A 24,898-nucleotide genomic window follows, 5' to 3' on the forward strand; every position below is an offset into this window, starting at 1 on the left:
ACACAGGCGAGTTAAGGAAGCCGTTATGACGATACGGGATTCTATTTTTCATTATCCAGCATTCGTACGCTTCTGTATGGGTGATATTGCGACTCAGTTGGGCACGGCGATAGTCATTATCGTCATACCACTCATCGCCATAACCTTTCTTGATGCGACACCGTTTGAGATAGGTTTACTCGCCGCCAGTGAACGTTTGCCTTTTATTCTCTTCAGCCTGATCGCCGGCGTTTGTGCAGATAAGTGGGAGCGCCGGTCTATTCTGTTTTTCGCTAATTCTCTGCGGGTCATGTTGCTGCTGGCAATCATGTTTATCGTATGGTCTGGCGCATTGTCAGTGATGATCCTTGCGGCAATGGTTTTTATCATCGGTGCAGCAAATGTCTATTTTGAAGTGGCTTACTGGACATATATCCCTGCACTGGTACCTGGAAGGCTGATTGCCAAAGGCAACGGCGCTCTGGCGGCCATTGCCGGTGCGGCAGAGTTGGTCGGGCCCGCAGTAGGTGGCGTACTGTTAAAAATTATCGGCATTCTCGGGACCTTGTCATTGAACAGCCTGCTGTTTCTAGTTGGCACTGGCATGATCCTGACCGTACCCAAAAATAAACCGATGCTTCCTGAAGGTGGTTATCCGTCAAGCCTCAGCCAAATCAAGCTAGGTATCAACACCCTTTTCCATTCACCACCGTTACGTCGTCTGGTGATCATCGGTGCGATGTGGAATATCTACGCCTGCGCTGCAACTCCGCAAATCATGGTTTATCTCACCCGCACGCTGGGCTTTGCCACCACACAGGTCGGCTTGATTCTTGGGCTACAGGGGCTTGGTGGATTGATCGGCGCGCTTTGTGCCGGCAAGGCCAGTGAACGGCTGGGGTACGGGCGAAGCATCATGGTGGGAGGGATAATCTACAGCTTTTTCACTTTGGCTATTTGCACCGTGGCGCCAGCAACACCACAAAATCAGCTGTTACTCGGCGTATTTCTGTTTTGCGCTGGTTGGGGTTCATCTATCGGCGTAGTCAATATCATCAGCCTCCGGCAATTGGTTAGCCCTGAATTCCTGCTTGGCCGGATCAACGCCAGCTTTCGCTTCATCACCTGGGGGATCATGCCACCGGCAGCCCTGTTGGGGGGAGCGATTTCGCAGTTGATCAACAGCCGATTTGTCATTATTTCCGCTTGTTTGCTCGGATTAGCCTGCATCTGGTGTTCGTACCGTAAAAGCACGGCCATACTCTGCACTGAAACATCTCCTGAACGCCTTAGTGAGAACGGCTAAGCTTAACCGCTGCCTCGGCGCTACGTACCTCAGGCTAGCCGATCTCCACTTCATTAGCCCTTTCACTACTACCGATAAACAGCGTCGCCTCAATAACGGGTAGCTTGTAATAGGTGCTGACAGCTCAGATCGCAAGATATTGCGTGAATATCTGCTAAAGAGGGAAACAGCATAATACTTTTTACTACCTGGAGATCTGCAATGAAAATGTGAAACCTATTCCGTGTGACACACAGATGAACGGTACCAAGTACAAGGACATCACATTTTTCAAGGGCGATCGGTTTTCTCCAGTATCACTCCGACTCAACATGAGTCATCCTGCCCATCACAAAAGCCAGATTAGCCGCCGCAATCAATGCAGCGGCATGGGCATCGGTACTCATCTGTTGCGCATAGAGCAAGCCATTGGCCGCCTCATTGGCCACAGTGATGGTCCCTACCCCGTTGCGATAAGACTCCAGCGCGGCGTCGTAGGTAATAAACGCCGTTTTTACCAGGTTCAGTGCTGCCTGGTTGGCTTCTAACGCGGATTGCAACGTATCGGCAGCCACTATGATTTCCCGAACCGCCGCCTCCTGCGTCTTTTGGAAGGTCTCGTTTGCCACGGCGGCACGTGATTCGGCCTCTTTTACGCGGGCGGCCCGTAATCCGCCATCGTAAAGCGGTACGCTAACGCCCAGGATAATACTGGAGGAAGAGGTTTGCGGACCAATCGGCGGCAACCCCTGCATATCAAAGCGCCCATCACCACCCGCGATCGCGCTGGCAAGATAGACTTTGGGCAAAAAGTCCGCCTCTGCCGCCTTGATACCTGCGGTGGCGGCCTGAGCCGTGGCATAGGTTGCCAGCACGTCTGGCCGCTGGGACAGCGCCAGCTTAATCATCTGCTGAGTTGGCGCGCTGGCCGTCTGCGGCAGGGATTTATCCTCTGCATAACCAACTTTGATTTGTGATGAGGCAGAGATACCCATGGCTGCCAGCAAGGCCTGCCATGCATCACGTTCCGTACCCTGCGCCACAACGCGATTCAGTTCCGACTGCGCGACCTGCTGGCGTGCCTGTGCCACTTCCACCGTTGTCGCGACGCCATTTTTGTTACGAGCCAGCGCTGCATCGAGGATTTTCTGGCTATTACGCAGCGTCTCCTGCGCTATTTTGCGGCGTGATTGCGCGGCACCATATTGGTAATAGCTGCGGGTGACATCATAGATAATCTTTTGATGCATACCGTTAAACGCCACATTGGCGGCATAGGATGTGTGCTTGGCCGCCTGTTGCAAGGCATTACGCTGGCCAAAATCGAAGATCAACCACTGCAATGCCAGTGCAGGCACTACGGCACTGCCGGAGGTATCCAGATCGTGTTGGTCGCCGATATCATAGGGTAACGGCGTTCGCGTGCTTTGATAACCGCCGATCACGCTGGCTGAAATCATCGGTAAAAAAGTCGCTTCGGCCATGCCTACGCCCAGCGCTGCCTGCCGCGCCTGCTGCCAGGCAATGCGGGTATCGGGGTTTTGCATCTGGGCGATGTTGATAAGCTCAGGTAACTGGTAGGTCTGCTGCTGGTTGATCGCAGGTGGCGCAGGGAGTTCCGCCACCGCCGGGTTGGCCGGAACCACAAATTCATTACTGCGGATGCCGTCTGGTGACCAGGGAGACGAAGGGTTCACCGGAGCCAACTCCAACGAGTCCGTGGCACAGCCAGCTAATAAAAACAGCACCGCCACGGTGCCAAGCGTGGTTAGCCTGAAAATCTTGGTACGCGGCTTCATCCTAAAAGTTCCTCAAGTCGCCTGATGCTTTGTTGGATCTCACGTTCAACGGCTAACGCTGCTTGCGGTGACAAATCGTGATGACCGGCTATAAGTACTGAGGGGTTATCCCCCCTCCCACCCGACGAGAGTCGGCTAAGTCGCTCCATATCGGAGGAGGACTTTTCAACGGGTAAAAACAGCGCCGGGCAGAGGTTTTCCATTTCACCAAGGATGTCCTGCAAACGCCGGTATTCTTCAGGCGACGGGCGTAGCGACCTTGGCTCAAAAGGCACCAGCCTTAGCGCCTCCCGCACCTGAGTGAGTTCTTCTTCAACCGCTGCCGCCTGCCTTATCGCTGCTGGCGGGTCCGCTGGCGACAGCGCTGCCAGACTGCTTAGCCCTGCGAGCAGGCTACGGATACGAGTGCGGACAAAATCGGCAATGGCGACGGGCCACAGATAAGTGAATATCAAATACACCACCAGATTCCCCAGCAGGATCCCGAGCACCCTGTCGAGCGCGACGCCCAAATCGGTACTCGGACTGAAGCCATGTAGCACGGTCAGTAAAAATGCCAGCCCGATTTGTATTCCCGCATAGGCAATGCGCTCATTTCCACTCGATACCCAGGCACTGAGCAGCAACGCGCCGAAGACCAGCGCCATTAACTGGCCAATATCGGTCAGCGACGGGACAATAAAAATCAGCGAAAGCACGCCCATTAATGCGCCGATCAGGCAGCCCACTATGCGCAGCGTCAATTTGTGTACCGTCTCCCCCGCCGTACCGAGTGCGGCAACATAACAGGTGATCATGGCGGTATGAATATCTTGCCAGTCCAGTGCGGTATAGACGAGATAACAGATCACGCTGGCCGCCGTGGTCTTTAAGGCAAATTGCTGATGGACAGGATTGGTAAAGGCATCGGAGGCAAAAAACGCAGCTTTTGGCGCGTTGCTGTCTACCGCGCTATCTGGCGTAGCGAGTTGCACCAGCGCGCGATTGATTGCGTCATTTTCCCCATTCCGACTAAACGCTGGGGCTTCAACCACCCGGCCTGCGGAAATAGCCTGGGCGGCACTACTGCACCAGTCTGCCTGTTCAGGGAGAGTTAACACCGGTGCGGTTTTATTGAGGGCTGAAATGACCAACAGCAACCGATAGCTCCCGTTGACGGCAGCGGTTAACCAGGCAGCTTCTGCGGCAGAGCGCAGATGGAAAATGCGCACTAGCATCGCGCGCTGCTGATGTTCGCTCTGCCCTTCCCGGATTAACTCCTCCACTTTACGCAGGTTGACGGCATCCGGCTGACGTAATGCCGCACCGGCAACCTCTAAACGTTCAGCCAGGCTCGCGCGTAACAGTTTCCAGGGTGGCCGCCCGATAAAGAGATTAAAAGCCACCAACAGCAGCATCGGTGACGCAGCCATCAGCCAGGCATACAGCACCGCACGTACCGCCAACTCGCCATTCGGAGCATCGCCAAGCAACGACATGATAAAAGCGATCACCAACGCGATAATGCTGCCCACTGGCCCGAGCTTGCTCGCCGAGCCTAGCCAGAGAAAAGCGAAAGAGCTAAGCACCAGCACCGCCATGCGCAACGGCGCAGACTCCAGCGTGTAGGGCAGGATCAGCAAGATCAGCCCCACCACTACGGAAACCAGCAGGGTTACCGCAATGCCCATCGCCATACTTTCGGCGGCATCTGGCTTCATCACGAACAAGATCAGATAGCAGCTGATCGCTGATTCGGGAATGCCGTACAGCATAGCCACCAGCGTCATTAATGCGCACAGAGCACCGACCCGCCAGGCCAACGCCAATCGGCCAGGGAAATAGGCCAAATCACGCTTTACCTGATGCAGCATTCTGCCCCAGGTACTGTCAGCAGCCATGGTCATCTCGTACAATCGCCACCGCGCTGGCACCAATACGCATCAACTCTGCCGGCGGATCCTTAAGGCTGATCCGCACCGGGAAACGCTGTTCGACCCGCACCCAGTTCAGTGATTTCGGGACATAAGGCAGATTACGTGGAATGTTAAACTGATCCTCGGAGCTTATCCCCCAGCCAATACCCTCCACTCTGCCCTGAAGCGCACGCTGGCGATCGGCCATAACATACACCGTGGCGCAATCCCCCGGCCTGATGTGTGTCAGCTCAGTCTCGCGAAAGAATGCTGAAGCGTGCCAATGGTCACTATTAATCAGTGTAAATACCGCCTGATCCGGCACCACAAATTCCCCCGCCGAAACATTCAGCCCCACTACCAGACCATTGTGCGGCGCGCGTATCTGGGTATTGGCCAGCTCTTGTTCGGCGATGGCCAATGCGGCGCGGCGTGCACTGAGCAGAGCCTCAGACTCGGCAGCACTGCTGATTAATGCCTGCGACGCGACGGTTTGCTTCAGCGCCTGTTTCAGGCTGATTTCCGCATCGTGTTTGGCAGTCTGGGCATCGTCAACCTGTTGGGCGGTGACATAGCCCTTGCCCAGCAGCGGTTGAATGCGCGCCAGCGTCTGAGTTGCCAGCTTGAGGTTGGCCCGCGCGCGGTTTACCTGTTCATCGGTGATCGCCGCGTTCGACTGTTCTGCAATCATCGTGCGATGCTGGGTGTCCCAGGCAGCTTGCGCCATCTGCAATTCCGCCCGCGCCTGCTCGACCCGCAAACGGTAAATCGTGGGATCGAGGGTGAACATCACCTCACCCTGCTGCACCTTGCCGTTCTCTGTCACATTAATGGATTGAATACGCCCAGGTACGGAGCTGCTGACATTCACCACGCTGGCACCGATGACCGTGTCCTCCGACATAGGATTTAACGAGTGTTGACGTAACGTTAGCCACCCTGAAATCGCGGCAGCAATAACGATAACTCCCGCGATGACAATCGCTATCCGACGTTTATTGCCTTGTTGTTTTAACCTGTTCATTTTTTAGCGCACTTAGAATAACAGCGATGACATAAATGCTACGGCGAGCGCCAGGCACGTATAGACGAATAATCGCCATGGCAGGACTTCGTCAATTCCCGCCAAAATCAGCAGCACCCGAGCCGCTATCGCGGCAACAATGCCAATCCCCGCGCAGGCTAGCCAGGCAGGGAAATAGGAGCCGAACAGAGAGAAGGCTGGGGCACCAAAGTCACGACAGCCGATGAGGCCAAAGGTGCTTGCCAGTAGTAAAGCCAACGCCCCGTAACGCCTGTTTCCTACACGAAAAAAAGCAGGCCACCCGCGCTGACCCAAGGTGTTTGCGCTTGCCATATTATCCCCCAAAGCCGCAATGCGGTGCGATGCTAAGCTGCACTGTTGTCCAGCGTATTTTTATAAATTTGCCCATTTTTCATGATCATGCGGAACGCTTCTTCGGGCTGGGCGATCAGTTGAATATCCGTAAGCGGATCGCCATCGACAATAATCATATCCGCCAAAGCCCCTGCCTCTACCACCCCCAATTTCTCGGGGTAGGGATTGCGCGGTCCAGAGAGCGCACAGAGTTCAGCATTCACGCTGGTTGCCATCTTGAGAATTTCGAGCGGCGTGTACCAGCGGATCAGCTTGGCGAGTTGAGCCCCCTGGCGCGTAGCAAGCCGGGCATCGAACAGAGTATCGGTTCCCCAGGCGGTTTTAATCCGGTGCTTTTTCGCCAGTTGGTAGGCGTTATCGGTTCCGGCGGACATCACCAGCTGCTTGGCGCGTGACGCCGGATTGGCCATCGGTACGGCGTCTTCATCATCCAGGAAGGGTTGCAGGCACCACCAAAGATTTTGTTGCGCCATTAACTCGACGGTCTGCTCATCCACCAGCTGGCCATGTTCGATACATTTCACTCCGCCCTTGATGGCCATGGTAACGGCACGGGCCGTGTAGGCATGAACGGTGACGTAGGTCCCCCAATTTTCCGCAGCGGTCACCGCAGCCTGGATTTCGGGTACGGAACCTTCGGTCACGTCGATGCCATCATAGAGCGAAGCGACGCCACCGCCGGCCATAAATTTGATCTGGGAAGCGCCCCTCATCAATTGTTCTCTGGCGCGCAGCAATACCTGATCGGCACCATCGGCAATGGCGGTGATTCCCACCCGCTCGATATAGCTCAGGGAGTCGCCAGGTGCGCGCGGTACTTCGCTAAGCATGCGAAAATCCCCGTGGCCACCGGTCTGGGAAATGAACGCCCCAGACGGGTAAATGCGCGGCCCCACCGTAATCTGCTCATCAATCGCGCGTTTCAAGCCAAACACTGGCCCACCCATATCACGCACCGTGGTAAACCCACGCAACAGCGTTGCCTGTGCTTCGGCAATCGCCAGTGCCTGGATATAGTTAAAATCGGCGGTCATCGCCGTCATCATGGATGGGCGCGCCATAATGGCATGCCAGTGCGCGTCAATCAGACCGGGCATCAACACGCCGCCATTGCCATCTATCAGGGTTGCCTCTGGCGGCAGAGGCGTATCCGCGGGTTCGATTGATTTGATTTTGTGGCCTTCAACGATAACCTGCAATCCCTCGCGCAACTGGTCTGAAACACCATCAAAAATCCGTACGTTGATAAAGGCTTTAAGCTGTGCGGTGCTGGTAGTTGCATTGGAATGCGGTGATTGCCCTGCCGGTATTGCCGCTGCGACCGCTGCTGCCGTTATCGGCGGAGCTTTCGCTGCCTGGCGGGTGAGCACCGTATTAATACGTAAAAATGCCGGGCTATGGCATAGGCAAGCCTCAGAATGTTCGCAGACAGGCGGGTTTATCGGGTTTAACTGCATAAAACATCACTCCTAATCAAAATCAAACCGATTTAGCGGGTAACTGCAGGTCTGGTTTAGAGTAATTGTAGAACGAAATCCTTACAATACGTTAATTTACAATAATTTCATATGCCGATGAACAAACCGCTAGCCAGCAAAATTAAAAGCTATTTCTTGCTATTAAAAAGGAAATTCTCATTAATAATGATTAATTCCGCGAGAGTAACGTCGATACCAACGCCCTTCCCTCAACCATCAAAAAAATTCATCAATCAAATTTGTTGTTTATTTTCAATTACATAAATAAAAACAACGCCACCCCCTTTATTAACAAACAGCTTGTTTTAGAATGCATTTTATTTTTACGGCATCCTGTCCTAGACTTGAAATCATGGCCAAAAGCGTTTGCAGAGCACAGGATGGCGGTTTGGCATGATCCCGCCTAGCGTATTGAAAAATAAATATTATGAGGGTTGTTATGAGCAAAAATAGTCAATTAAATAACAGCAATGAAAATGATGATGTTTATTCCTCTATAGATCTAGCCCTATCCTTGCCAAAATCGGAATTTCCTGCCGAAGAACGGAATCCTCGCCACGTATTTAGCGCCATTCGCGATGAGTTAATGCTGGATGGTAACTCACGACAAAACCTGGCGACATTTTGCCAGACCTGGGTTGATGAAGAAATTCGTGATTTGATGGATCTCTCTATCGACAAGAATATGATTGATAAAGACGAGTACCCGCAAACGGCCGAAATTGAAGCTCGCTGCGTACGTATGCTGGCCGACCTGTGGAAATCACCGTCACCGGGCACGACGCTGGGTTGTTCCACCATCGGTTCGTCGGAAGCGGCGATGCTGGGCGGGTTGGCGTTGAAATGGCAATGGCGCAAAAAGCGTGCTGCGCAGGGCCTGTCAACCGATAAGCCCAATATGATCTGCGGGCCTGTGCAAATTTGCTGGCATAAATTCGCACGTTACTTCGACGTGGAACTGCGAGAGATCCCGCTGGAAGGCGAGCGCCTGATCATGACTCCGGAAGAGGTACTGAAACGGGTCGATGAAAATACCATCGGTGTAGTGCCCACGTTGGGCGTGACCTTTACCTGCCAGTATGAGCCGGTGAAAGCGGTCAGCGACGCGCTCGATAAGCTCCAGCAAGATACCGGGCTAGACATTCCTATTCATGTCGACGGTGCCAGCGGCGGCTTTCTCGCCCCATTCTGTGCCCCTGATCTGGCATGGGACTTCAGCTTGCCCCGCGTAAAATCCATCAATACCTCAGGCCACAAATTTGGTCTTGCCCCGCTGGGAGCGGGCTGGGTGGTATGGCGTGAAGCGGCGGACTTGCCCGAAGAGCTTATTTTCAACGTCAACTATCTTGGCGGCAATATGCCTACCTTTGCGCTGAACTTCTCGCGCCCGGGCGGGCAGATCATCGCTCAATACTACAACTTCTTGCGCCTTGGCCGTGAAGGCTACGCCAAAGTTCATAATGCCTGTTATGCCACAGCCCAATATCTTGCAGACGAGATCGGTAAGCTTGGTCCGTTTGAAATCCTGTTTGATGGCGACAGCAGCAAGGGCATTCCGGCGCTGGCCTGGAAACTGAAAGAAGGTGCCAACATCGGTGGCTACACGCTGTATGACCTGGCCGACAAATTACGCTCTCGCGGCTGGCAGGTACCTGCGTACTCCATGCCGGCCAATCGGGAGGATCTGGTTATCCAGCGCATCCTGGTACGTCATGGGGTGAGTTTTGACCTGGGCAGTCTGCTGCTTGATGACTTGAAACGCGCACTCGAGCATTTCGAAAGTCATCCGGTCGTTAACCCACTTTCGGAAGATGAAGCGGCCGGATTTAACCACGGCTGATCCGAATCTGGCTTATTAATGGAGTGACCCTTAAACGTCACTCCATCCATAAAGAATTAACTGGCAGCACCTTCGCTTGTCCCAGGAGAATTGTTATGGCTACTACACAGACACTAACCGCCCCAAAACAACTCACGCTGTTGGGTTTTTTTGCTATAACGGCATCAATGGTAATGGCGGTTTACGAATACCCAACGTTTGCAACCTCTGGTTTTTCACTGATCTTTTTCCTGATTGTTGGCGGCTTTCTTTGGTTCATTCCGGTTGGGTTGTGTGCCGCCGAAATGGCGACGGTCGAAGGTTGGGAAGAGGGAGGAGTATTTACCTGGGTTTCTAAAACTCTTGGTGAGAGATGGGGTTTTGCTGCTATTTCGTTTGGCTATTTGCAAATCGCGATAGGCTTTATTCCTATGCTCTACTTTGTGTTGGGGGCACTGTCCTACATTCTTGCCTGGCCGGCGCTGAACAACGATCCACTGGTTAAAACCGTCGCCGCGCTGATTATTTTATGGGGCCTGGCCTTGACTCAGTTCGGTGGCACCAAAAATACCGCGCGCATCGCCAAGATTGGTTTTTTTGCCGGTATTCTGCTGCCGGCGGCAATTCTGGTGATCCTGGCCGTCAGTTATCTGCGCTCTGGTGCGCCTATTGCGATTGAAATAAGTGCCGCAACCTTCTTCCCTGACTTCACCAGTATGAGCACCTTAGTGGTGTTTGTGGCCTTCATACTGAGCTATATGGGGGTAGAAGCGTCTGCCACCCACGTCAATGAAATGAAAAATCCGGGTCGCGATTATCCACTCGCCATGCTGCTTTTGATGTTCGCGGCAATTTGCCTGAGTTCAGTCGGCGGGCTGTCCATTGCCTCTGTGATACCCCATGAGCAAATCAACCTCTCCGCCGGCGTGATGCAAACCTTTACGGTGCTGATCAATCACCTGGGTACGGGTTTTGAATGGGCTATCCGCGCGATCGCGGCACTGCTGCTCCTGGGCGTACTGGCTGAGATCGCAGCATGGATAGTTGGCCCATCTCGCGGGATGTTGGTGACGGCACAACAAGGGATCCTGCCTGCCCGCTTTGCTAAAATGAACAAAAACGGCGTGCCGGTGGTACTGGTTATTTCGCAGCTAATCATCACTTCGGTGGCACTGATTGTGCTGACCAATACCGGCGGTGGCAATAACATGTCGTTTCTGATTGCGCTGGCACTGACGGTGGTGATTTATCTTTGCAGCTATTTCCTGTTATTCCTGGCTTATATCCAGCTGATCCGCAAACAGCCGAATAACAAGCGCACCTTTAATATTCCGGGGGGTAACGGAGTTAAAATTGCAGTGGCGGTCATTGGGTTGCTGACCTCGTTGGTCGCCTTTGTTGTCTCCTTCTTCCCTCCTTCGGGGCTACCGGGTGGAGAAGCTAACGACGTCTATGCCGGTTTACTGGTCGTTTGCTTCCTGGTGGTGCTGGTTATCCCCTTCATTATTTACGCTGTGCATAATAAAGCCGCTGGAGCGAAGAACATCACGCTGGTGCCAATCAACACGGAAACGGCTCAGGAAGGACATTTCTTCATCCATCCGAAGGCACGTAGCACGCACCACATCATTGTGGATGGTAAAAAAGTTCACTGATGTTTGATTATGCGGTGGATGTGCAACAATGCCATCCACCGCTTTATCCCCGCTAAGATCGTTGTGATTTTGCCAGCTCTAAAGGCGTTATCGCCAACAGTGGATGGGTTTTCATCAGCTCAAACGACCAATCCACAAAGCTTCTCACCCGCACCGACAAATGCTTACCCGTGGGGTAAATAATATGAATGGGCCGTGGCGCAAAGTGCCATTCGGGCAGGACTGGCTGCAAGAGGCCACTCTTCACATAATTCTCCACCGCAAAGGGCGCCCCGGAACAAATGCCCGCTCCGCTGAGACAGGCACTAATTGCCACATCGGGATCCTCGACCAGCAAACTGCTGTTGCCTGCTACCGCAACATTCTGGTTTACGGATTGCAGATGCCAGCTAAGTTGCGTGCCGCGCTGAGTAGCAAAACCCCCAATCCATCGATGATGCTGAAGATCTTCAGGATGCAGGATAGATGGCACCGAGCCGAGGTAAGCGGCTGAAGCATAAAGCCCCATCTGCACATCGCAAACATGCCTGGCCACCAGCGTTGAATCTTCCAAGACCCCGCCGCGGATAGCACAATCGATACCTTCTTCGAATAAATTACTGATGCGATCGCTGCTGCCAAGCCGCACTACGATCCCCGGAAACCGTGCCTGAAAGTCATGCAACCTGGGCGCAAGGATCCAGCGTGCAATCGAGGCCAAAGCCTCAATACGGATCTTACCGCTCGGCGTGGCCACCCCACCAACGAGCCCTCCTTCCAACGCATCAATTTCCGCAAGAATTTGCTGGCAGCGTTCAAAATAGGCGCTGCCATCCTCCGTCATGCTTAACGCCCGGGTGGTTCGATGTAACAGACGCACGCTCAGGACGCGCTCAAGATCGCTAATACGCTGGGAGATCCGCGCTTTGGGAAGCCCCATGGCGATCGCCGCGCGGGTGAAACTCCCGGTTTCAACCACTTTGACAAAAGTGGCCATGGCTGCAAGTTTGTCCATTTGTTCGCAAATATTGAACAGAGTTAGCTTTTATAGTCTATTTATTAATTTTCGCTGTCAAATATCATAGGGATCGCGATCACAACGGAGCCTGGAGTTTTCATCATGATGCAATGCGATCCCGTAACCGGCAGTTGTCTGCTGCCTGATGAGTCCTCTGCTGCACAACGGCAGCCAACCGCTTCCAGCAATGTCATCATTCGCTACGTCGGCGATCCGATGTGCTCCTGGTGCTGGGGCATTTCACCTGCGGTGAAGCAACTGGCTGAGTTTTGCGATCTGCATTGCCTGCATTTTGCGATGACTATGGGCGGCTTGCGCGCTGGCGGTGGTGATGCTTGGAACCCGGCATTCAAAACCTTCTTAAGGCAGGAATGGAGCCACATCCAGGCGACAACCGGCCAGCCGTTTGGCTTCAGCCTACTGGAACAAGCGCAATTCAATTACGATACTGAACCGGCCTGCCGGGCGGTAGTAACTGCTTCTCAGCTCCTGGCAGAGCGGGGTTGGCCTCCCTCAGCGGCCTTGGCGTTTCTGGCAGCCACCCAATATAAGTTCTATGTCCATGGTCAAGATCCCAAAACCGAGGCGTTTTATCGTGATATCTGCGAGCAGGTTGGCCTGCCCTTCGGCGAGTTTTGCCAAACCTTTAACTCACAACATGCCAGAGAGGCGGTAAATCAGGATTTTGCGCACTGCCGCCAATGGGGGGTTCGCGCTTTCCCCACCCTGTTGTTGGAACAGCATGGGGAAATATCTCTGCTCGCCACGGGTTACGTGACTGCCGAGACACTGCTCAACCGTCTCAATGCTCTATTACCTCAGGATGCAGAACGCAGCACGGAATAGCCCGGCGCCCAATAACAACATCCACCAGAAAAGGATAACGACATGAGTGTCATTTTACAGATTGATTTTAGTTTTCCCGCCGACCAGCTTGGCGCAACCCTGTCGAAAAATGCGGTAACGCTAGCCGAAAGCATCAACCAGGAACCGGGCTTCATCTCAAAGATCTGGACTGAGAATGCGCTTACCGGCGAGGCGGGTGGGATTTACTTTTTCGAGAGCCGGGCGTTTGCCGAACACTATGCCGAACATCATGTTAAACGGGCCGAGGCGATGGGGGCTAAAAATATCCATTTGAAAATATTTGATATCAACCGCCCTCTGACCAAAATCAACCATGGGCAGTGTGAGTGATCGTTATTTTATAAGCCAAGCCCCGGAAACTTGCACCAACCATCCCCTTCCTGCTGGAAGGGGCGAAAAGGCAGCGAGTTGTTGCCCTTTTCACTTCTTCAGCGTCACCACATAGGCCGACAACGCAGCGATATCCTCGTCGCTGAGACGAGCCTTAGCCTTATTGCCTGCCCCCACGATTTCGCCCGCCTTGCGCGCCCGCAGACCTTCTGCGATGTCCTGCTGACTTAAGTCTTTTAGGGGCCGGGCTTTACCCAGCGCGTTCTTTTCACCATAGCGGCCATGGCAGGAGGCGCAGCTGTTTTTATAGATCACGTCTGGGGTCTGGGCCATCGCCGGACCGGCACCTACCAATAACGTCACTAGTAGCGCTATGCGTTGCTTGTGCATCAATTAATTACTCTACCGTTTTATGCTTGGTCATTGCCGAAAGTGAAGAGTTCATCGCCCTCACCCTAACCCTCTCCCCCAGGAGAGGGGACTGAATGTGCCACAACTTAGCTCCTGCGCCTGACCTTAATCACATTACCTGCCAACGACGCCAGACAGCTCCCTCGCCCTGCGGGAGAGGGTTGGGGTGAGGGGGAAATAATGGCAAGCAATCAGCCTTTCTGTCTGGTCTGTTCAAAGATCGTCTTAAGATCGGGTTCTTTCAGCATGCCCACATACTGGCCAATCAGCTTGCCCTGCGGATCGATCAGGTAGGCGGTTGGCGTGCCGATCACCTGATACCGCTCCTGGGTGATTGCCAGTTGGTCACGCACGTTAGGGAATGACACCTGTCGCTCATCCAACAGCGCCTGGATATTCATCTCATCCTTATCGGTGTTGATGCCCACCACCACCATGCTGTCGCCAAACTCTTTGCTCAGCTTCTCCAGCGCGGGCATTTCGGCCAGGCAGCCCCCGCAATTCGAGGCCCAGAAGTTCAGGAAGATATGCTTGCCTTGCCACTGACTCAACGCCACCTGATTGCCCTGCAAGTCGTAGGCGGCCAGCGCAGGGGCCGCAGCGCCGATTTCGGCCTTCTCTTCTTTACAGCCGCTAAGCAGTAACGCGGCACCGATTAACAGGATACCGCCGATCTTGCTGGCATTAGCTAACATGCTCCACCTCATCCTGTGCGTTAAGCTCCTCACCCTGATACTTGCCGTGCTGCAAACGCACGATGCGATCGGCAAACTTACCCAGTTCCGGGTTGTGGGTGACCATCACGATGGTACGCCCCAGCTTGTGCAGCTCGGTTAGCAGGCCCAAGACCATCTGTTCGTTTTGCTCATCCAGGTTGCCAGTCGGTTCATCGGCAAAGATCACCGGAGGCTCATTAACCAACGCCCGGGCGATACAGACCCGCTGCTGCTCACCACCGGAAAGCTGGCTCGGCAGGTGATCGAAACGGTGGCCCAAGCCAACCTGATCCAACACCTTGCGAGCGGCTACTTCATCCACCACGCTATGATAATGCTGGGCCAGCATCACGTTCTCCAACGCGGTCAGGAACGGGATCAGGTGGAACTGCTGGAACACCAGACCAATTTTGTCAGAGCGGAAGGCTCTGCGCCCTTCTTCATCCAGCCCGGCGGCGTCTACACCGTCCAGCAGCACCTGGCCGTCACTGACGGTATCCAGGCAGGTCAGGATATTCATCAGCGTCGTTTTGCCGGAACCCGAAGCCCCCATAATGGCGACAAATTCCCCGCGCTTGATCTTGAGATTGATATCCTCCAGTGCCACCACCTGACCAAAGCGCTTGTAGAGATGGCGGGTCTCAATCACCCAGGGTGAGAGTTGCTGATCGTTCGTCGGTTGCTGTTGAGTCACCGTTACTCTCCTTTTAACACTTTAGCCGGCTCAATATTCACGGCGCGATAGGTTGGCAGTGCGGCTGCAATCAGGGCAACCAGCAATGAAAGAATGACCGTCAGTGGGATAACCTGCGCCCGCAGCCCGATGGAGGCAGAGAACACGGTATGCCCCAGAACCTGAGCCAGGATATAGCCGGCAATAATGCCGACCACCACGGCGAACAGCGCGATAATCAAGGTTTCGGCCATAATCTGCCGCACGATATCGCTGCTTTTGGCTCCTAGCGCCTTTTGTAGGGCAAACTCTCGTGAGCGCTCACTGACGATCGCCATCAGGGTGGTATTTACGCACAGCGTTGATAGCACCAGAATCACCACCGATACCAGCCCCATCAGCCCTTTGATCTTGTCCAGCACCTGGCCTTCGGAAGCCGACACCTTGCGGATCGGGCGGATTTCCAGGTCGGGATAGCTTTTTTGCAACTGCTCGGCAAATTGCTCGACCTGCCCGCGTTCATTGTTAACGCTGAACAAGGCATGGCTGATCAGATCCGGCTGATGCAGCCAGCTTTGGGCCAACGGCAGGTTGATAATCAGCACGTTATCCGTGGCGTCACCGGCTTCGACGATGCCTTTGATCTGCAATTTTTTCTTCTGATCCCCATCCACCAGCACCACCGAGTCCCCCACCTTGAGTTCAAGGCGGTTGGCCAGCTTATAGCCGATCATCGCATTGCGATCGTCAAAGCTGACGCCAATCCAGTTGCCGGTCACCTGCCAGTAAGGAACGATCTGTTTGAGCGATTCGAACCACACGCCCATCACTACCACCTTTTCCAGCTCGGTTCGCGCCATGCCGTACAAATACGGGCTGTTGGCCGTCACCAACCCTTGAGGGGCATTATCGACAATCTGCTGATAACTCTTCTCCTGCATGGAGTTGCCCATCCCCGGCCCAACGTAAAAGTTGGCGCCGAAGGTACGTAGCTCCTGGCTCATTTTGGCGTTGATATCAAAATACACCGCCGACATTGCGGTAACGATCGCCGCCCCTACCGCCAATGCGGCAAACACCACCGCCACCCGTTGCATCCGTAAGCGCAGCGCTCGGAACACCAGCCGCCAGAACATACTTTGTGAGGAATTAACGGCCATACAGCACCTCCACCGGATAGAGATGGGCAATACGGCGGGCCGGGAACCACGTCCCCACCAGCGCAATCAGCACCGACAGCACCAGCACGCAAGGCACCACAATCCAGGCAAAGCTCAGCGGTGCTCCGAACAGCATTAAACCTATCCCCTTGGCCAATCCCCAACCGGCAATGCAGCCGAGCAGGCCACCAATAACGCCGCTCATTGCCGCCTCCAGGTAAAACAGCATCATGATCTGCCACTGTCTGGCTCCCAGCGCTTTCATCAGGCCAATCTCTTTGGTGCGCTCCATAATATTGCTGGTCATCAACGAAGCGATGCCCATGGCGGAGGCCAATAGCGCGGCCAGCGTCACTACCGCTAACAGCAGTTGGATCTTCTCGATCACAATCCCTTCTGAGGCGGCCACCTGCCAGATCGGGCGCACGCCAGAGCCGGATATCGCCTCTTCCAACTGATGAGCGATAGACGAGACGTACGCGGTGCAATACCACAGGTCATACTCTTCCGCATCCAGGGATTCCAGATCGGCCCTGGCCTTGCGCGATAGCTCGTTCTCCGGCACCGTCAGGGCAGAGACGCGAATAGCCTGCACCTTGCCTTTCAACCCCAGAAGGCTCTGCACCTGCGCCAATGGCAGCACCAGTTGCTGCTCTTCGTCGCCGCCGCTGGCCAGAATGCCGCTGATCGTCACGTCCAACCCCGCGCCTGGGCCTTTGACGTTAATGGTGTCGCCAATCTTCCAGCCGCTTTGCTGAGCCAGCTGTTGGCCAACCAACGCCTGATTGGCCGTACCGCTTTCATCTGGCCACTGGCCGGTCACCTGCCAATACGGGCTGATAATCTTCTGGCCGGTCTGATAATTTTCCTCATCCGGCACGTCGACCTTTTGCTCAAAGAAGGTGCCCAACACCGGCACCACTCGTTGCTGTACGCTAACCTCACCGCTCAGTAACGGGGCAAAACCGATGATGTTATTGCGCCAGAAGATGTCTTTGATATTCGGCAGTTCAGCCTCGTCGAGAAAATCCTGGCCGGCCAGCGGGTTGTTTTTCTCACCGAACAGCGAGGGCAACGTTGCCTGCCCGGCCGGTTCGATCAGGATGTTGGCGCCATAGGATTTCATCTCCCGGGCCATCTTGTCGCCAATATCGATCGAGACCGCCAGCAGGGCAGAAACCAGGCCCGCCGCCAGAAAAATGGTGATCACCGCCAGCGACTTTTTGCGGATATTGCGATACCACGACTGTTGCAGCATGCGCCATAACATGGTTATTCCCCTTCCTTGATGAACTTCTCTGGCGTGTCGCGGAAGGCTTCATAGTTGGCCGCGTTGGAGAAGAAGTAGGTTTTACCCGCGTAGTTGTAACGGTGCTCCGCCTTGGTGTTGGTCAGTTTGCTGCCATCAACCGGGTCGGTGACTTCCAGCGTAATAATGGTGCTGAAATAGTTAAGGCCGGATTCCAGCGATTTTTTGCTGATGACCAAATCCGTGGCGGTCATTTCCCACTCCTCGATCGGCACCGGGTTACAGCCACCGGGCTTGCCGATCGACGGAATAAAGATGCGTACATCGCAGGCCACGCAGATCACCTGATTGCCTTCCATCACGTAGCCCTGATCGCCACACAGCAGGCAGGCATCAAACACCACCCCCAGACGCAGTTTGTCTGGGTAGCGGTTGATCACAAAGAAACGCACGGCTTTACCGTCGTCAGCCACCCAGACGAAACGATGTAACTTGCCATCTTTGACCTGTTCGATCGGAATATGCACCAGCCCATCGGCATTTAACGTTACCGGCAAAGCTGCGGATAAACGTGGGGGCTGGGAGGCAATCTTGTCCCAGTAAAGTTGGGAACCGGCAGCGATTGCCGCCAGCAGCAGGGTCATCACCAGCACACGCCGCGAGTTTTGATAGTGGGCGACGGCCTTACGATGTTCGATGGGCCGCTGTTCCGCCTGAGCCTGACGGCGCGGCACGACGACTTTCAGCAAATAAATCAGAGCCGTCAGCAACAGCAATCCGGCGCAGAAATAATTAATCAAACCGTTGGCATTGGTGACCTTGGCCACATAGCTCAACAACGATTTGGTCAGTTCCAGCACCTGAAGCTTCATCAATGCCAGCATCAGTTCGCCAGAGAGCGGTGCCAGCAGCAGCAATGCCAATAACAGCAGTAGCGGCCAGCGCAGAATGCGCACCTGACGTACGCAGGCCGCCAACAGCGCCCCGGCAAACGCCACGACAATGATGCCAGCAATCACCGCACTGATGTTGAGCAACAGCTCGGTGTTAACGACGTCGGTGGCGGTGATCGCTCCCAGATTCGGGGTTTTGCCCCAACGCAGCGCGGCCACCAGCACCAGGATAAATTGCCAGACATATCCCGAGCGCGAACCGGCACTGAACTGGTTGAGCAGGAACAGCAGGATCAGCGCGATTTGCAGGCCGGTAAACCACAAGCCCCATTGCTGTGAATCAGGCAGGTGAGCCGCAGAAAAGGTGCCGCCAAAAAAACCGATCAGGCTCAGCAACACCATCGGGCGCACCAGGGGAGTTTTGCGTGCCGTCCAGCTTAGCCCTAGCAGCAGGGCAACAGGCAGGAAAGATTGCAGTACCGAAATAAGAAAATAGCTCATGATTACCGTGCACCCCGCTCACTGACAAGCTCTGCCTGAGCGGCAATTTTTTTATTCACCGTTATCCGTTAATGATGAGCTTGTCCAATCATGGTAACCAACGGAGAACGTCGCCTGGCGTGGGGATTTAAACGCCAACGGCCGGGGAACCTTGGAGGTTTGCCCGGCCTGGTAGTGGTGATACCTTTACCGCTAAATCAGTTCAGGCCGACATATTTAAAGTCGAAGCTGACATCGAAAGGTTTCCACCAGCGGCCAACGCCAGTGTCGCTGTCGGTATGGCGATGCAGACCGGCTTTGGATGGCGGGTCGATATGATAGGTCACCTTGTAGTTGCCCACGCCCATCATCTTGATGTTGGCACCGTAGTGCGGGCCATCGCTGGCGACCATTGGCATAAAGGTGCCTTCCTGCTTCTCACCGGTATCGGTGTTGGTCAGGGTGTAGGCAATCGTCAGGTAAGGCATCCACTCACCGGCCCCAAAGCCGTTTTTATTCCCCTCAACCGAATGGATATCTGCTTCGAGGTGGATGTCGGCTTTAGCCGCTGGCAGGCCCATCCCACGCGGGTCCATATCGATCGGTTGTAAATAAACGGCGGCGATTTCCAGCTCGTTCATTTTTACCGGCTCGCCAGCAGGATACTCTTTGAAGGCAAATGCCGCAGGTGCGGTGAAGATCCCGGCGATCAAGGCGCTACTGATTAATGTTTTGTTCATAGCCATGTTGTTATCATCCTCGCTAAATAATCAATCCGATTAAAAAATCATCCCAGAGATACTGCGGGGCGTTATCCCCGACTTGTTGTTGCTTCGGTTCCCCGCTTCATAACCCACAGCGCAAACACGGCGGCAATCAGCAGGATCGCCTGCGGTATCAGCGTTTCGACATAGGGGTAAATACCCAGCCAGGAAATTTCTGGCACGCCTGACAGCAAGGTAGGTTCGAACAGCTTGCCTTCGATCAGCTCCAGTACGCCCTTGCCCGCAAACACAAAGGCCATCAGGTACATAAAGCTGCCGGTAAACATAAAGAACGGTTTGAGAGGTAACCTGACGACGCTATAGCGCATGATCAGGTAAGCGATCAGCAACATCACACAGCCGATCAGGAACCCGCCCAAGATGGACAAGTGCCCCTCCATCGAGCTGGAATCCCCCATCAGAGCAAAGTAGAACAGGACGGTTTCTGCTCCTTCACGGTAAACCGCCAGGAAGCTGGTCAGCCACAGACCAATCATCGAGCCGCTGCTCAATGAGTGCGAAAGCTTGCCTTCCAGATAGGCTTTCCACTGCCTGGCTTCCACTTTTGACAGCAGCCAGTAGCTCATGGAGAACAGCATCACCACCGCGATCAGCATGGTGAACCCTTCCAGCAGTTCACGGCTGGCACCGGAGTTAGAGAACAGCCACTGGAAGATCACTGCGGTCACTACGCTGGCCAGTAACGCGACATACACCGACTGACGGATGAGCGGCAGTTTGTCGCGATGATTATTCTTCACCAGATACGCCACGATAGCCGCAACGATCAGCAAGGCTTCCAACCCTTCGCGCACAATGATTAACAGGCTGTAAATCAGCAGGCTCCAGTTGGTCTGGCCGCCGGTGCCCAGCATCTCCACCGCCGTCGCCAAATCGGTTTGCAGGGACTGCGACTGCGCCTTCACCGTATCAAGCGGCTGCCCGGCCTTAATCTGGCTGACCATGCGCGTGAAATAGCCTTCGATGCGGGTTTTAAACGCCGAATCACGCGAACCGATCTTGTTCTCCATGCCGCTGGCTTCGAACAGGTCGAAGTAAGCATCCTGGATCGCCATCATCGCGCCTTTGGCATCGCCGCTGGCATATTGTGCAAGGGCGGCATTCACCGCTTTATCAATATCGTTGGTCACTTGCTGCCAGTCGGCATCCGCCGAGGCATCATCGCCCTGAGACGTGGCAGCCACGATCTGGTCTTCACGAGTGGTTGGCAACCCGGGCAACAGGTCTTCAAGATCTTGCAGTAAGGCGGTAACACGGTAGCCGACCTCGTTCATCTGCTCCGGCTCGCCGCTCAGTTTGATCAGCTCAGAGAACTGGCGATTAATATCACCGGCCTGCTGTGAGGAGCGATTCTGCCGCAGTGAGGTTTCCATCTCGGAGTTTTTAAAGCCGTCATACTGCGCCTGCTGCACCTTTTTACTGGCTTCGCCGTAGCTCTTGCTTTGATACAGGCCAACGGCTTCGGCCAGCAGGTCATCGATGGTTTTAAAGCTCTGCTGCCAGTAGGGGGCGATTTGTTCGTTGTCGTAGGCACCGTGCTGCTGTTCCGCCGTGAGTTTGTGCCCACCACTCAGCACCGGCAATACGCCGTTTAACTCGTTTTTCAGCCAGGCGATTTTGGCGTCAATCTCGGCCTGCGGCTTGCCGTCGCCAATCATCTTGCGGATTTCGCCAAAGGCGGCTTCCATCTGATAACTTTTTTGCGCGGAAATGTTAATGCGGATCGGGCCTTCGAGGTTTTCGAACACCTCAAAATAGGCCATCTGTACTTCGCTGCGGGCTTCAGCAATCTGTTGTTGCTGGTAGAACTGCGAGGTTTTATCCAGGCGCGACTGAATGTCGTCGCTCAGCTGTTGGTAGTCTGTGGCTGCCAAGGCAGCAGAGCTGAGAAGAAACCATCCGGCGCAGAGAAACAGGATCCGTCCAATAATACGCATGGTCATGATAGGCATTCTTATAATGGGAGTAATTCTCATTATGCAGAGTGCGTCAAGGCGATACCCTGATCGAGGTCAAACTATGGCAACGATTTGTTACTCTTGTTTAGATATATCCCCCCCAACCCACAGGGAGAGGGAGCTGAATGGGTGTCGTTGTTGGTCCTGTTATCCCTCACCATCGACCGTGATCAGGTGATTATCTATCACTAATCACGAACTCGAACGGTCCCCTCTCCCTGTGGGAGAGGGTTAGGGTGAGGGGCCGACTACAGCTTGGCCGCAGCGAGATACTTGGCCATTTCCTCTTCAGGTACCATGCCACCACCGGTTGCCCAAACCAAATGGGTCGCATTACCGATCCGTTGGACATCAATCTGCTGGCTGTCCAGATAGTGTTGATCGGCGCAGACTCGAGCCGGCCCCGCCATGCCAGCCAGCGCAGAAGGCTCCAACTGAATTCCCTCTTCACGAGCGAGCAAGCCAAGCAGGTCGTACATTTCCTGATCGCTCAGGGTGTAGAAACCATCCAGCAGGCGTTCCATCGCTCGCCCGACAAACCCGGAAGCCCTGCCGACGGCCAAACCATCCGCCGCCGTGACGTTATCAATCCCCAAATCCTGCACCGCAATATGGTCATGCAGCCCGGTATGTATCCCCAGCAGCATGCAAGGTGAGTGCGTCGGCTCGGCAAAAATACAGTGAACGTGGTCGCCAAAAGCCAGCTTCAAACCAAATGCCACGCCGCCAGGCCCACCGCCAACACCACAAGGCAAATAGACAAATAACGGATGCTCTTGATCGACGCGGATATTCATCTGTGCAAACTGGCGTTTCAGGCGACCACCGGCCACCGCATAGCCCAGGAACAGGGTTTGAGAGTTCTCGTCATCGATAAAGAAGCAACGCGGGTCAGACTCCGCCTGTTTACGCCCTTGCGCCACCGCCACGCCATAATCCTGTGCGTACTCCACCACGTTAACGCCATGCTCACGCAGCTTGCGTTTTTTCCAGGCGCGGGCATCGGCAGACATATGCACGCTCACGCTAAACCCCAGCTTGGCGCTCATGATGCCAATCGACATCCCCAGGTTACCGGTTGAACCTACCGCAATGCTGTACTGGCTGAAGAACTGGCGGAACCTGTCGCTAAACAGGATGCTGTAATCATCGTCCACCGACAGCATACCGGCCTCAATGGCCAGCTTTTCCGCATGGGTCAGCACTTCATAGATGCCACCGCGGGCCTTGATGGAGCCGGAAATCGGCAAATGGCTGTCTTTTTTCAACCACATTTTGCCCGCAATAGCCTGCTCATAGCGTTGCTCCAGTGCGCCCTGCATTGCCGGGATCGCCACTACCTCAGACTCGATAATGCCGTTGGTTGGCTGCGTTTCCGGGAACGCCAGGCACAGATACGGCGCAAAACGTTGCAAACGCGCTTCGGCATCGTTGACATCACTCTGCGTCAAACCCACGTAAGGCAAGCCTTCCGCCAGCGTGGTTGTATCAGGGTTAAACCAGGTCACTGCCTCCAAATCGATCAGTCGTTGCACCAAAGGAAATTTCACTACCAGATTTTCAATTTCTAACGTATTCATAAATCATCTCTTTTTGGTCAGATCACATAAGAAAGCAGGAACGTGGTCCCCAGCGCAATCAGCGAAGCGATAAAGGTGGCCGAGGTATAATACTTAAACATCTCGCTGAGCGTCGCCCCGCAGTATTGTTTTACCAGCCAGAACAGGGAGTCGGTCACGATGGTGCAACCAATGGCACCCGAGCCGATGGCCAGCGCGATGATTTCAGGGCTGACACCGGGATAATGCGGCAGCACCGGCGCAACAATTGCCGTCGCCCCCATCATGGCAACGGTGGCCGATCCCACCGCCGCATGCAGGCAGATAGCCACCAGCCAGGCCAGCAAAATCGGGTGCATATCCATATTCGACAGGATCACCGCCAACGTATCCGCCAGCCCGCTGGCTTTTAAAATGCCGTTGAATGCACCACCCGCGCCGATAATCAGCAGGATGTTGGCAATGGAAGAGAAGCCGTTTTCCGTTCTGGTCAGCAATGCCCCCATGCTCATATTGCGGCGTAGACCCAGCACGTAGTAGGCAACGAAGGCGGCAATAAACATCGCAGTGATCGGATTGCCGATAAACTCAAGGAAGGTATACAACGCGCTGTCTTTGGCCATGTAGAGTTCGGCAGCGGTTTTAACCAGCATCAGGATGATCGGTAACAGCACGGTAAACAGCGTCGCGCCCAGCGAAGGCAAGTCCTGTTCGTTACGCACCTGTACGGAGGAGAATTCGGCTGGCACCGGTTTGAACGGCAGACGTTTGCCCACCAGCTTGAGGAACAGCGGCCCGCCGATCAGCGAAGCGGCCAGCCCGACAATCAGACCATAAACAATCACCGAGCCCACATCGGCACCCAGTTTGTTGGTCACAAACAGCGCCGCCGGATGAGGAGGAACGACACAGTGCACAGCCATCAGCGCGGTACACAGCGGGATCGCCAGCTTCAGCAATGAGGTATTGGTTTTTTTGGCAATCGAGAAAGCCAGCGGGATCAGCAATACCACGCCCACTTCAACAAACAGCGTAATGCCGCAGACCAGCCCCACCAGCACCATGATCACGTCAGCCGACAACCAACGGCACTTTTGCAAGGTGATGCCGATGCGTTCGGCCGCGCCGGACACTTCCATCATGTTGCCCAGGATGGTGCCCAAACCAATCACCGCCGCCAGGAAGCCCAAGGTCCCGCCGATGCCGCCTTCAATGGCATTCACCATTTCCAGCGGGTTCATACCCATCAGGGCACCCACATAAAAACTGGCCAGCAGCAGCGCCAGGAACGGGTGGATCTTGAATTTTACGATCGTGAGAATAATGATAAAAATGCTGCTTAATAACGTAGCGACTACCCAGATCTGCGAGTCCATGTTCAGCGTCCTTCCAGGATGAATTTCATCTCTATTGGAAACCAACGCCCCAGCGCTGACAAACGATCAAAACGGCCTTTCACATGAACCAGATTCAATCAATCAGGTGATTTAGGTCAACATTTGGCACTATTT

21 protein-coding genes are annotated in these 24,898 nt (G+C 54.5%); 5 read left to right on the forward strand and 16 right to left on the reverse strand.

Annotated features, from left to right (window positions below; genetic code table 11):
• Positions 1-25 precede the first annotated feature (25 nt).
• On the forward strand, positions 26-1,285 hold the full coding sequence (locus ACRDCA_RS01010) for an MFS transporter (RefSeq protein ID WP_438687911.1): 1,260 nt from the start codon (positions 26-28) through the stop codon (positions 1,283-1,285).
• A gap of 296 nt (positions 1,286-1,581) precedes the next feature.
• On the opposite strand, the gene ACRDCA_RS01015 is transcribed toward ACRDCA_RS01010, so the two are convergent.
• Genes ACRDCA_RS01015 through ACRDCA_RS01035 form a run of 5 tightly spaced genes read right to left on the reverse strand, consistent with a single transcriptional unit; the run spans position 1,582 to position 7,814 of the window.
• Complete coding sequence (locus ACRDCA_RS01015; RefSeq protein WP_438687912.1) at positions 1,582-3,063, reverse strand: TolC family protein; 1,482 nt, start codon at positions 3,061-3,063, stop codon at positions 1,582-1,584.
• Positions 3,060-4,949, reverse strand: coding sequence for an FUSC family protein (locus tag ACRDCA_RS01020; RefSeq protein ID WP_438687913.1), 1,890 nt, complete (start codon positions 4,947-4,949; stop codon positions 3,060-3,062). The genes ACRDCA_RS01015 and ACRDCA_RS01020 overlap by 4 nt, the downstream gene beginning before the upstream one ends.
• Positions 4,933-5,982: a multidrug transporter subunit MdtN gene (mdtN, locus tag ACRDCA_RS01025; RefSeq protein WP_438687914.1), complete on the reverse strand. Its 1,050-nt coding sequence runs from the start codon at positions 5,980-5,982 to the stop codon at positions 4,933-4,935. Before mdtN ends, ACRDCA_RS01020 begins: the two co-directional genes overlap by 17 nt.
• A 12-nt stretch (positions 5,983-5,994) precedes the next feature.
• Complete coding sequence (locus ACRDCA_RS01030; protein ID WP_438687915.1) at positions 5,995-6,315, reverse strand: YtcA family lipoprotein; 321 nt, start codon at positions 6,313-6,315, stop codon at positions 5,995-5,997.
• Between the two features lie 32 nt (positions 6,316-6,347).
• Positions 6,348-7,814 (reverse strand): amidohydrolase family protein, encoded by a 1,467-nt coding sequence (locus ACRDCA_RS01035; RefSeq protein WP_438687916.1) that lies wholly within the window; start codon positions 7,812-7,814, stop codon positions 6,348-6,350.
• 460 nt (positions 7,815-8,274) lie between these two features.
• Here ACRDCA_RS01035 and ACRDCA_RS01040 point away from each other — a divergent pair, with 460 nt between their 5' ends.
• Positions 8,275-9,675, forward strand: coding sequence for a glutamate decarboxylase (locus ACRDCA_RS01040; RefSeq protein ID WP_438687917.1), 1,401 nt, complete (start codon positions 8,275-8,277; stop codon positions 9,673-9,675).
• A gap of 95 nt (positions 9,676-9,770) precedes the next feature.
• The gene (gene gadC, locus ACRDCA_RS01045; RefSeq protein ID WP_438687918.1) at positions 9,771-11,309 is read left to right on the forward strand and encodes a glutamate:gamma-aminobutyrate antiporter; all 1,539 of its coding nucleotides are present in this window, start codon (positions 9,771-9,773) and stop codon (positions 11,307-11,309) included.
• A 52-nt stretch (positions 11,310-11,361) separates the two neighbouring features.
• On the opposite strand, the gene ACRDCA_RS01050 is transcribed toward gadC, so the two are convergent.
• The gene (locus ACRDCA_RS01050; RefSeq protein WP_438687919.1) at positions 11,362-12,303 is read right to left on the reverse strand and encodes a LysR family transcriptional regulator; all 942 of its coding nucleotides are present in this window, start codon (positions 12,301-12,303) and stop codon (positions 11,362-11,364) included.
• A 105-nt stretch (positions 12,304-12,408) separates the two neighbouring features.
• Between ACRDCA_RS01050 and ACRDCA_RS01055 the strand changes: the two genes are divergently transcribed.
• Complete coding sequence (locus ACRDCA_RS01055) at positions 12,409-13,152, forward strand: DsbA family protein (protein WP_438687920.1); 744 nt, start codon at positions 12,409-12,411, stop codon at positions 13,150-13,152.
• A gap of 42 nt (positions 13,153-13,194) precedes the next feature.
• Positions 13,195-13,503, forward strand: coding sequence for a monooxygenase (locus ACRDCA_RS01060; RefSeq protein WP_438687921.1), 309 nt, complete (start codon positions 13,195-13,197; stop codon positions 13,501-13,503).
• Between the two features lie 90 nt (positions 13,504-13,593).
• Here the strand turns inward: ACRDCA_RS01060 and ACRDCA_RS01065 are convergent, their stop codons facing one another.
• The 10 genes from ACRDCA_RS01065 to dsdX form a co-directional block, all read right to left on the reverse strand.
• On the reverse strand, positions 13,594-13,893 hold the full coding sequence (locus tag ACRDCA_RS01065) for a c-type cytochrome (RefSeq protein WP_438687922.1): 300 nt from the start codon (positions 13,891-13,893) through the stop codon (positions 13,594-13,596).
• A 212-nt stretch (positions 13,894-14,105) separates the two neighbouring features.
• On the reverse strand, positions 14,106-14,609 hold the full coding sequence (locus ACRDCA_RS01070) for a TlpA family protein disulfide reductase (RefSeq protein WP_438687923.1): 504 nt from the start codon (positions 14,607-14,609) through the stop codon (positions 14,106-14,108).
• Positions 14,599-15,324: an ABC transporter ATP-binding protein gene (locus ACRDCA_RS01075; RefSeq protein WP_438687924.1), complete on the reverse strand. Its 726-nt coding sequence runs from the start codon at positions 15,322-15,324 to the stop codon at positions 14,599-14,601. The genes ACRDCA_RS01070 and ACRDCA_RS01075 overlap by 11 nt, the downstream gene beginning before the upstream one ends.
• A 2-nt stretch (positions 15,325-15,326) precedes the next feature.
• A complete protein-coding gene (locus ACRDCA_RS01080) occupies positions 15,327-16,439 on the reverse strand; it encodes an ABC transporter permease (RefSeq protein WP_438687998.1) in 1,113 nt (370 codons plus the stop codon).
• A gap of 13 nt (positions 16,440-16,452) precedes the next feature.
• Positions 16,453-17,733 carry an ABC transporter permease gene (locus ACRDCA_RS01085; RefSeq protein ID WP_438687925.1) on the reverse strand — a complete coding sequence of 427 codons (1,281 nt, stop codon included), beginning with the start codon at positions 17,731-17,733 and terminating at the stop codon, positions 16,453-16,455.
• A 2-nt stretch (positions 17,734-17,735) separates the two neighbouring features.
• Positions 17,736-19,106, reverse strand: a complete 1,371-nt coding sequence (locus ACRDCA_RS01090) for a Fe-S-containing protein (protein WP_438687926.1) — start codon at positions 19,104-19,106, stop codon at positions 17,736-17,738.
• Between the two features lie 197 nt (positions 19,107-19,303).
• A complete protein-coding gene (locus ACRDCA_RS01095; protein WP_438687927.1) occupies positions 19,304-19,831 on the reverse strand; it encodes an iron transporter in 528 nt (175 codons plus the stop codon).
• A gap of 65 nt (positions 19,832-19,896) precedes the next feature.
• The gene (locus ACRDCA_RS01100) at positions 19,897-21,807 is read right to left on the reverse strand and encodes an FTR1 family iron permease (protein WP_438687999.1); all 1,911 of its coding nucleotides are present in this window, start codon (positions 21,805-21,807) and stop codon (positions 19,897-19,899) included.
• Between the two features lie 269 nt (positions 21,808-22,076).
• The gene (locus ACRDCA_RS01105) at positions 22,077-23,408 is read right to left on the reverse strand and encodes a D-serine ammonia-lyase (RefSeq protein WP_438687928.1); all 1,332 of its coding nucleotides are present in this window, start codon (positions 23,406-23,408) and stop codon (positions 22,077-22,079) included.
• Between the two features lie 17 nt (positions 23,409-23,425).
• A complete protein-coding gene (gene dsdX / locus ACRDCA_RS01110) occupies positions 23,426-24,763 on the reverse strand; it encodes a D-serine transporter DsdX (RefSeq protein ID WP_438687929.1) in 1,338 nt (445 codons plus the stop codon).
• Positions 24,764-24,898 lie beyond the last annotated feature (135 nt).

The organism is Serratia sp. (in: enterobacteria), assembly GCF_051654945.1.
In the GTDB taxonomy this organism is placed as follows: Bacteria; Pseudomonadota; Gammaproteobacteria; order Enterobacterales; family Enterobacteriaceae; genus Chania.

Coding starts and splice junctions, on each gene's coding strand:
- ACRDCA_RS01030 (WP_438687915.1), bottom strand. CDS start 6,315: ATGGCAAGCGCAAACACCTTGGGTCAGCGCGGGTGGCCTGCTTTTTTT.
- ACRDCA_RS01090 (WP_438687926.1), bottom strand. CDS start 19,106: ATGAGCTATTTTCTTATTTCGGTACTGCAATCTTTCCTGCCTGTTGCC.
- ACRDCA_RS01105 (WP_438687928.1), bottom strand. CDS start 23,408: ATGAATACGTTAGAAATTGAAAATCTGGTAGTGAAATTTCCTTTGGTG.
- ACRDCA_RS01095 (WP_438687927.1), bottom strand. CDS start 19,831: ATGGCTATGAACAAAACATTAATCAGTAGCGCCTTGATCGCCGGGATC.
- ACRDCA_RS01060 (WP_438687921.1), top strand. CDS start 13,195: ATGAGTGTCATTTTACAGATTGATTTTAGTTTTCCCGCCGACCAGCTT.
- ACRDCA_RS01010 (WP_438687911.1), top strand. CDS start 26: ATGACGATACGGGATTCTATTTTTCATTATCCAGCATTCGTACGCTTC.
- ACRDCA_RS01040 (WP_438687917.1), top strand. CDS start 8,275: ATGAGCAAAAATAGTCAATTAAATAACAGCAATGAAAATGATGATGTT.
- ACRDCA_RS01085 (WP_438687925.1), bottom strand. CDS start 17,733: ATGTTATGGCGCATGCTGCAACAGTCGTGGTATCGCAATATCCGCAAA.
- gadC (WP_438687918.1), top strand. CDS start 9,771: ATGGCTACTACACAGACACTAACCGCCCCAAAACAACTCACGCTGTTG.
- ACRDCA_RS01065 (WP_438687922.1), bottom strand. CDS start 13,893: ATGCACAAGCAACGCATAGCGCTACTAGTGACGTTATTGGTAGGTGCC.
- dsdX (WP_438687929.1), bottom strand. CDS start 24,763: ATGGACTCGCAGATCTGGGTAGTCGCTACGTTATTAAGCAGCATTTTT.
- ACRDCA_RS01050 (WP_438687919.1), bottom strand. CDS start 12,303: ATGGACAAACTTGCAGCCATGGCCACTTTTGTCAAAGTGGTTGAAACC.
- ACRDCA_RS01015 (WP_438687912.1), bottom strand. CDS start 3,063: ATGAAGCCGCGTACCAAGATTTTCAGGCTAACCACGCTTGGCACCGTG.
- ACRDCA_RS01100 (WP_438687999.1), bottom strand. CDS start 21,807: ATGCGTATTATTGGACGGATCCTGTTTCTCTGCGCCGGATGGTTTCTT.
- mdtN (WP_438687914.1), bottom strand. CDS start 5,982: ATGAACAGGTTAAAACAACAAGGCAATAAACGTCGGATAGCGATTGTC.
- ACRDCA_RS01055 (WP_438687920.1), top strand. CDS start 12,409: ATGATGCAATGCGATCCCGTAACCGGCAGTTGTCTGCTGCCTGATGAG.
- ACRDCA_RS01080 (WP_438687998.1), bottom strand. CDS start 16,439: ATGTTCTGGCGGCTGGTGTTCCGAGCGCTGCGCTTACGGATGCAACGG.
- ACRDCA_RS01070 (WP_438687923.1), bottom strand. CDS start 14,609: ATGTTAGCTAATGCCAGCAAGATCGGCGGTATCCTGTTAATCGGTGCC.
- ACRDCA_RS01035 (WP_438687916.1), bottom strand. CDS start 7,814: ATGCAGTTAAACCCGATAAACCCGCCTGTCTGCGAACATTCTGAGGCT.
- ACRDCA_RS01020 (WP_438687913.1), bottom strand. CDS start 4,949: ATGACCATGGCTGCTGACAGTACCTGGGGCAGAATGCTGCATCAGGTA.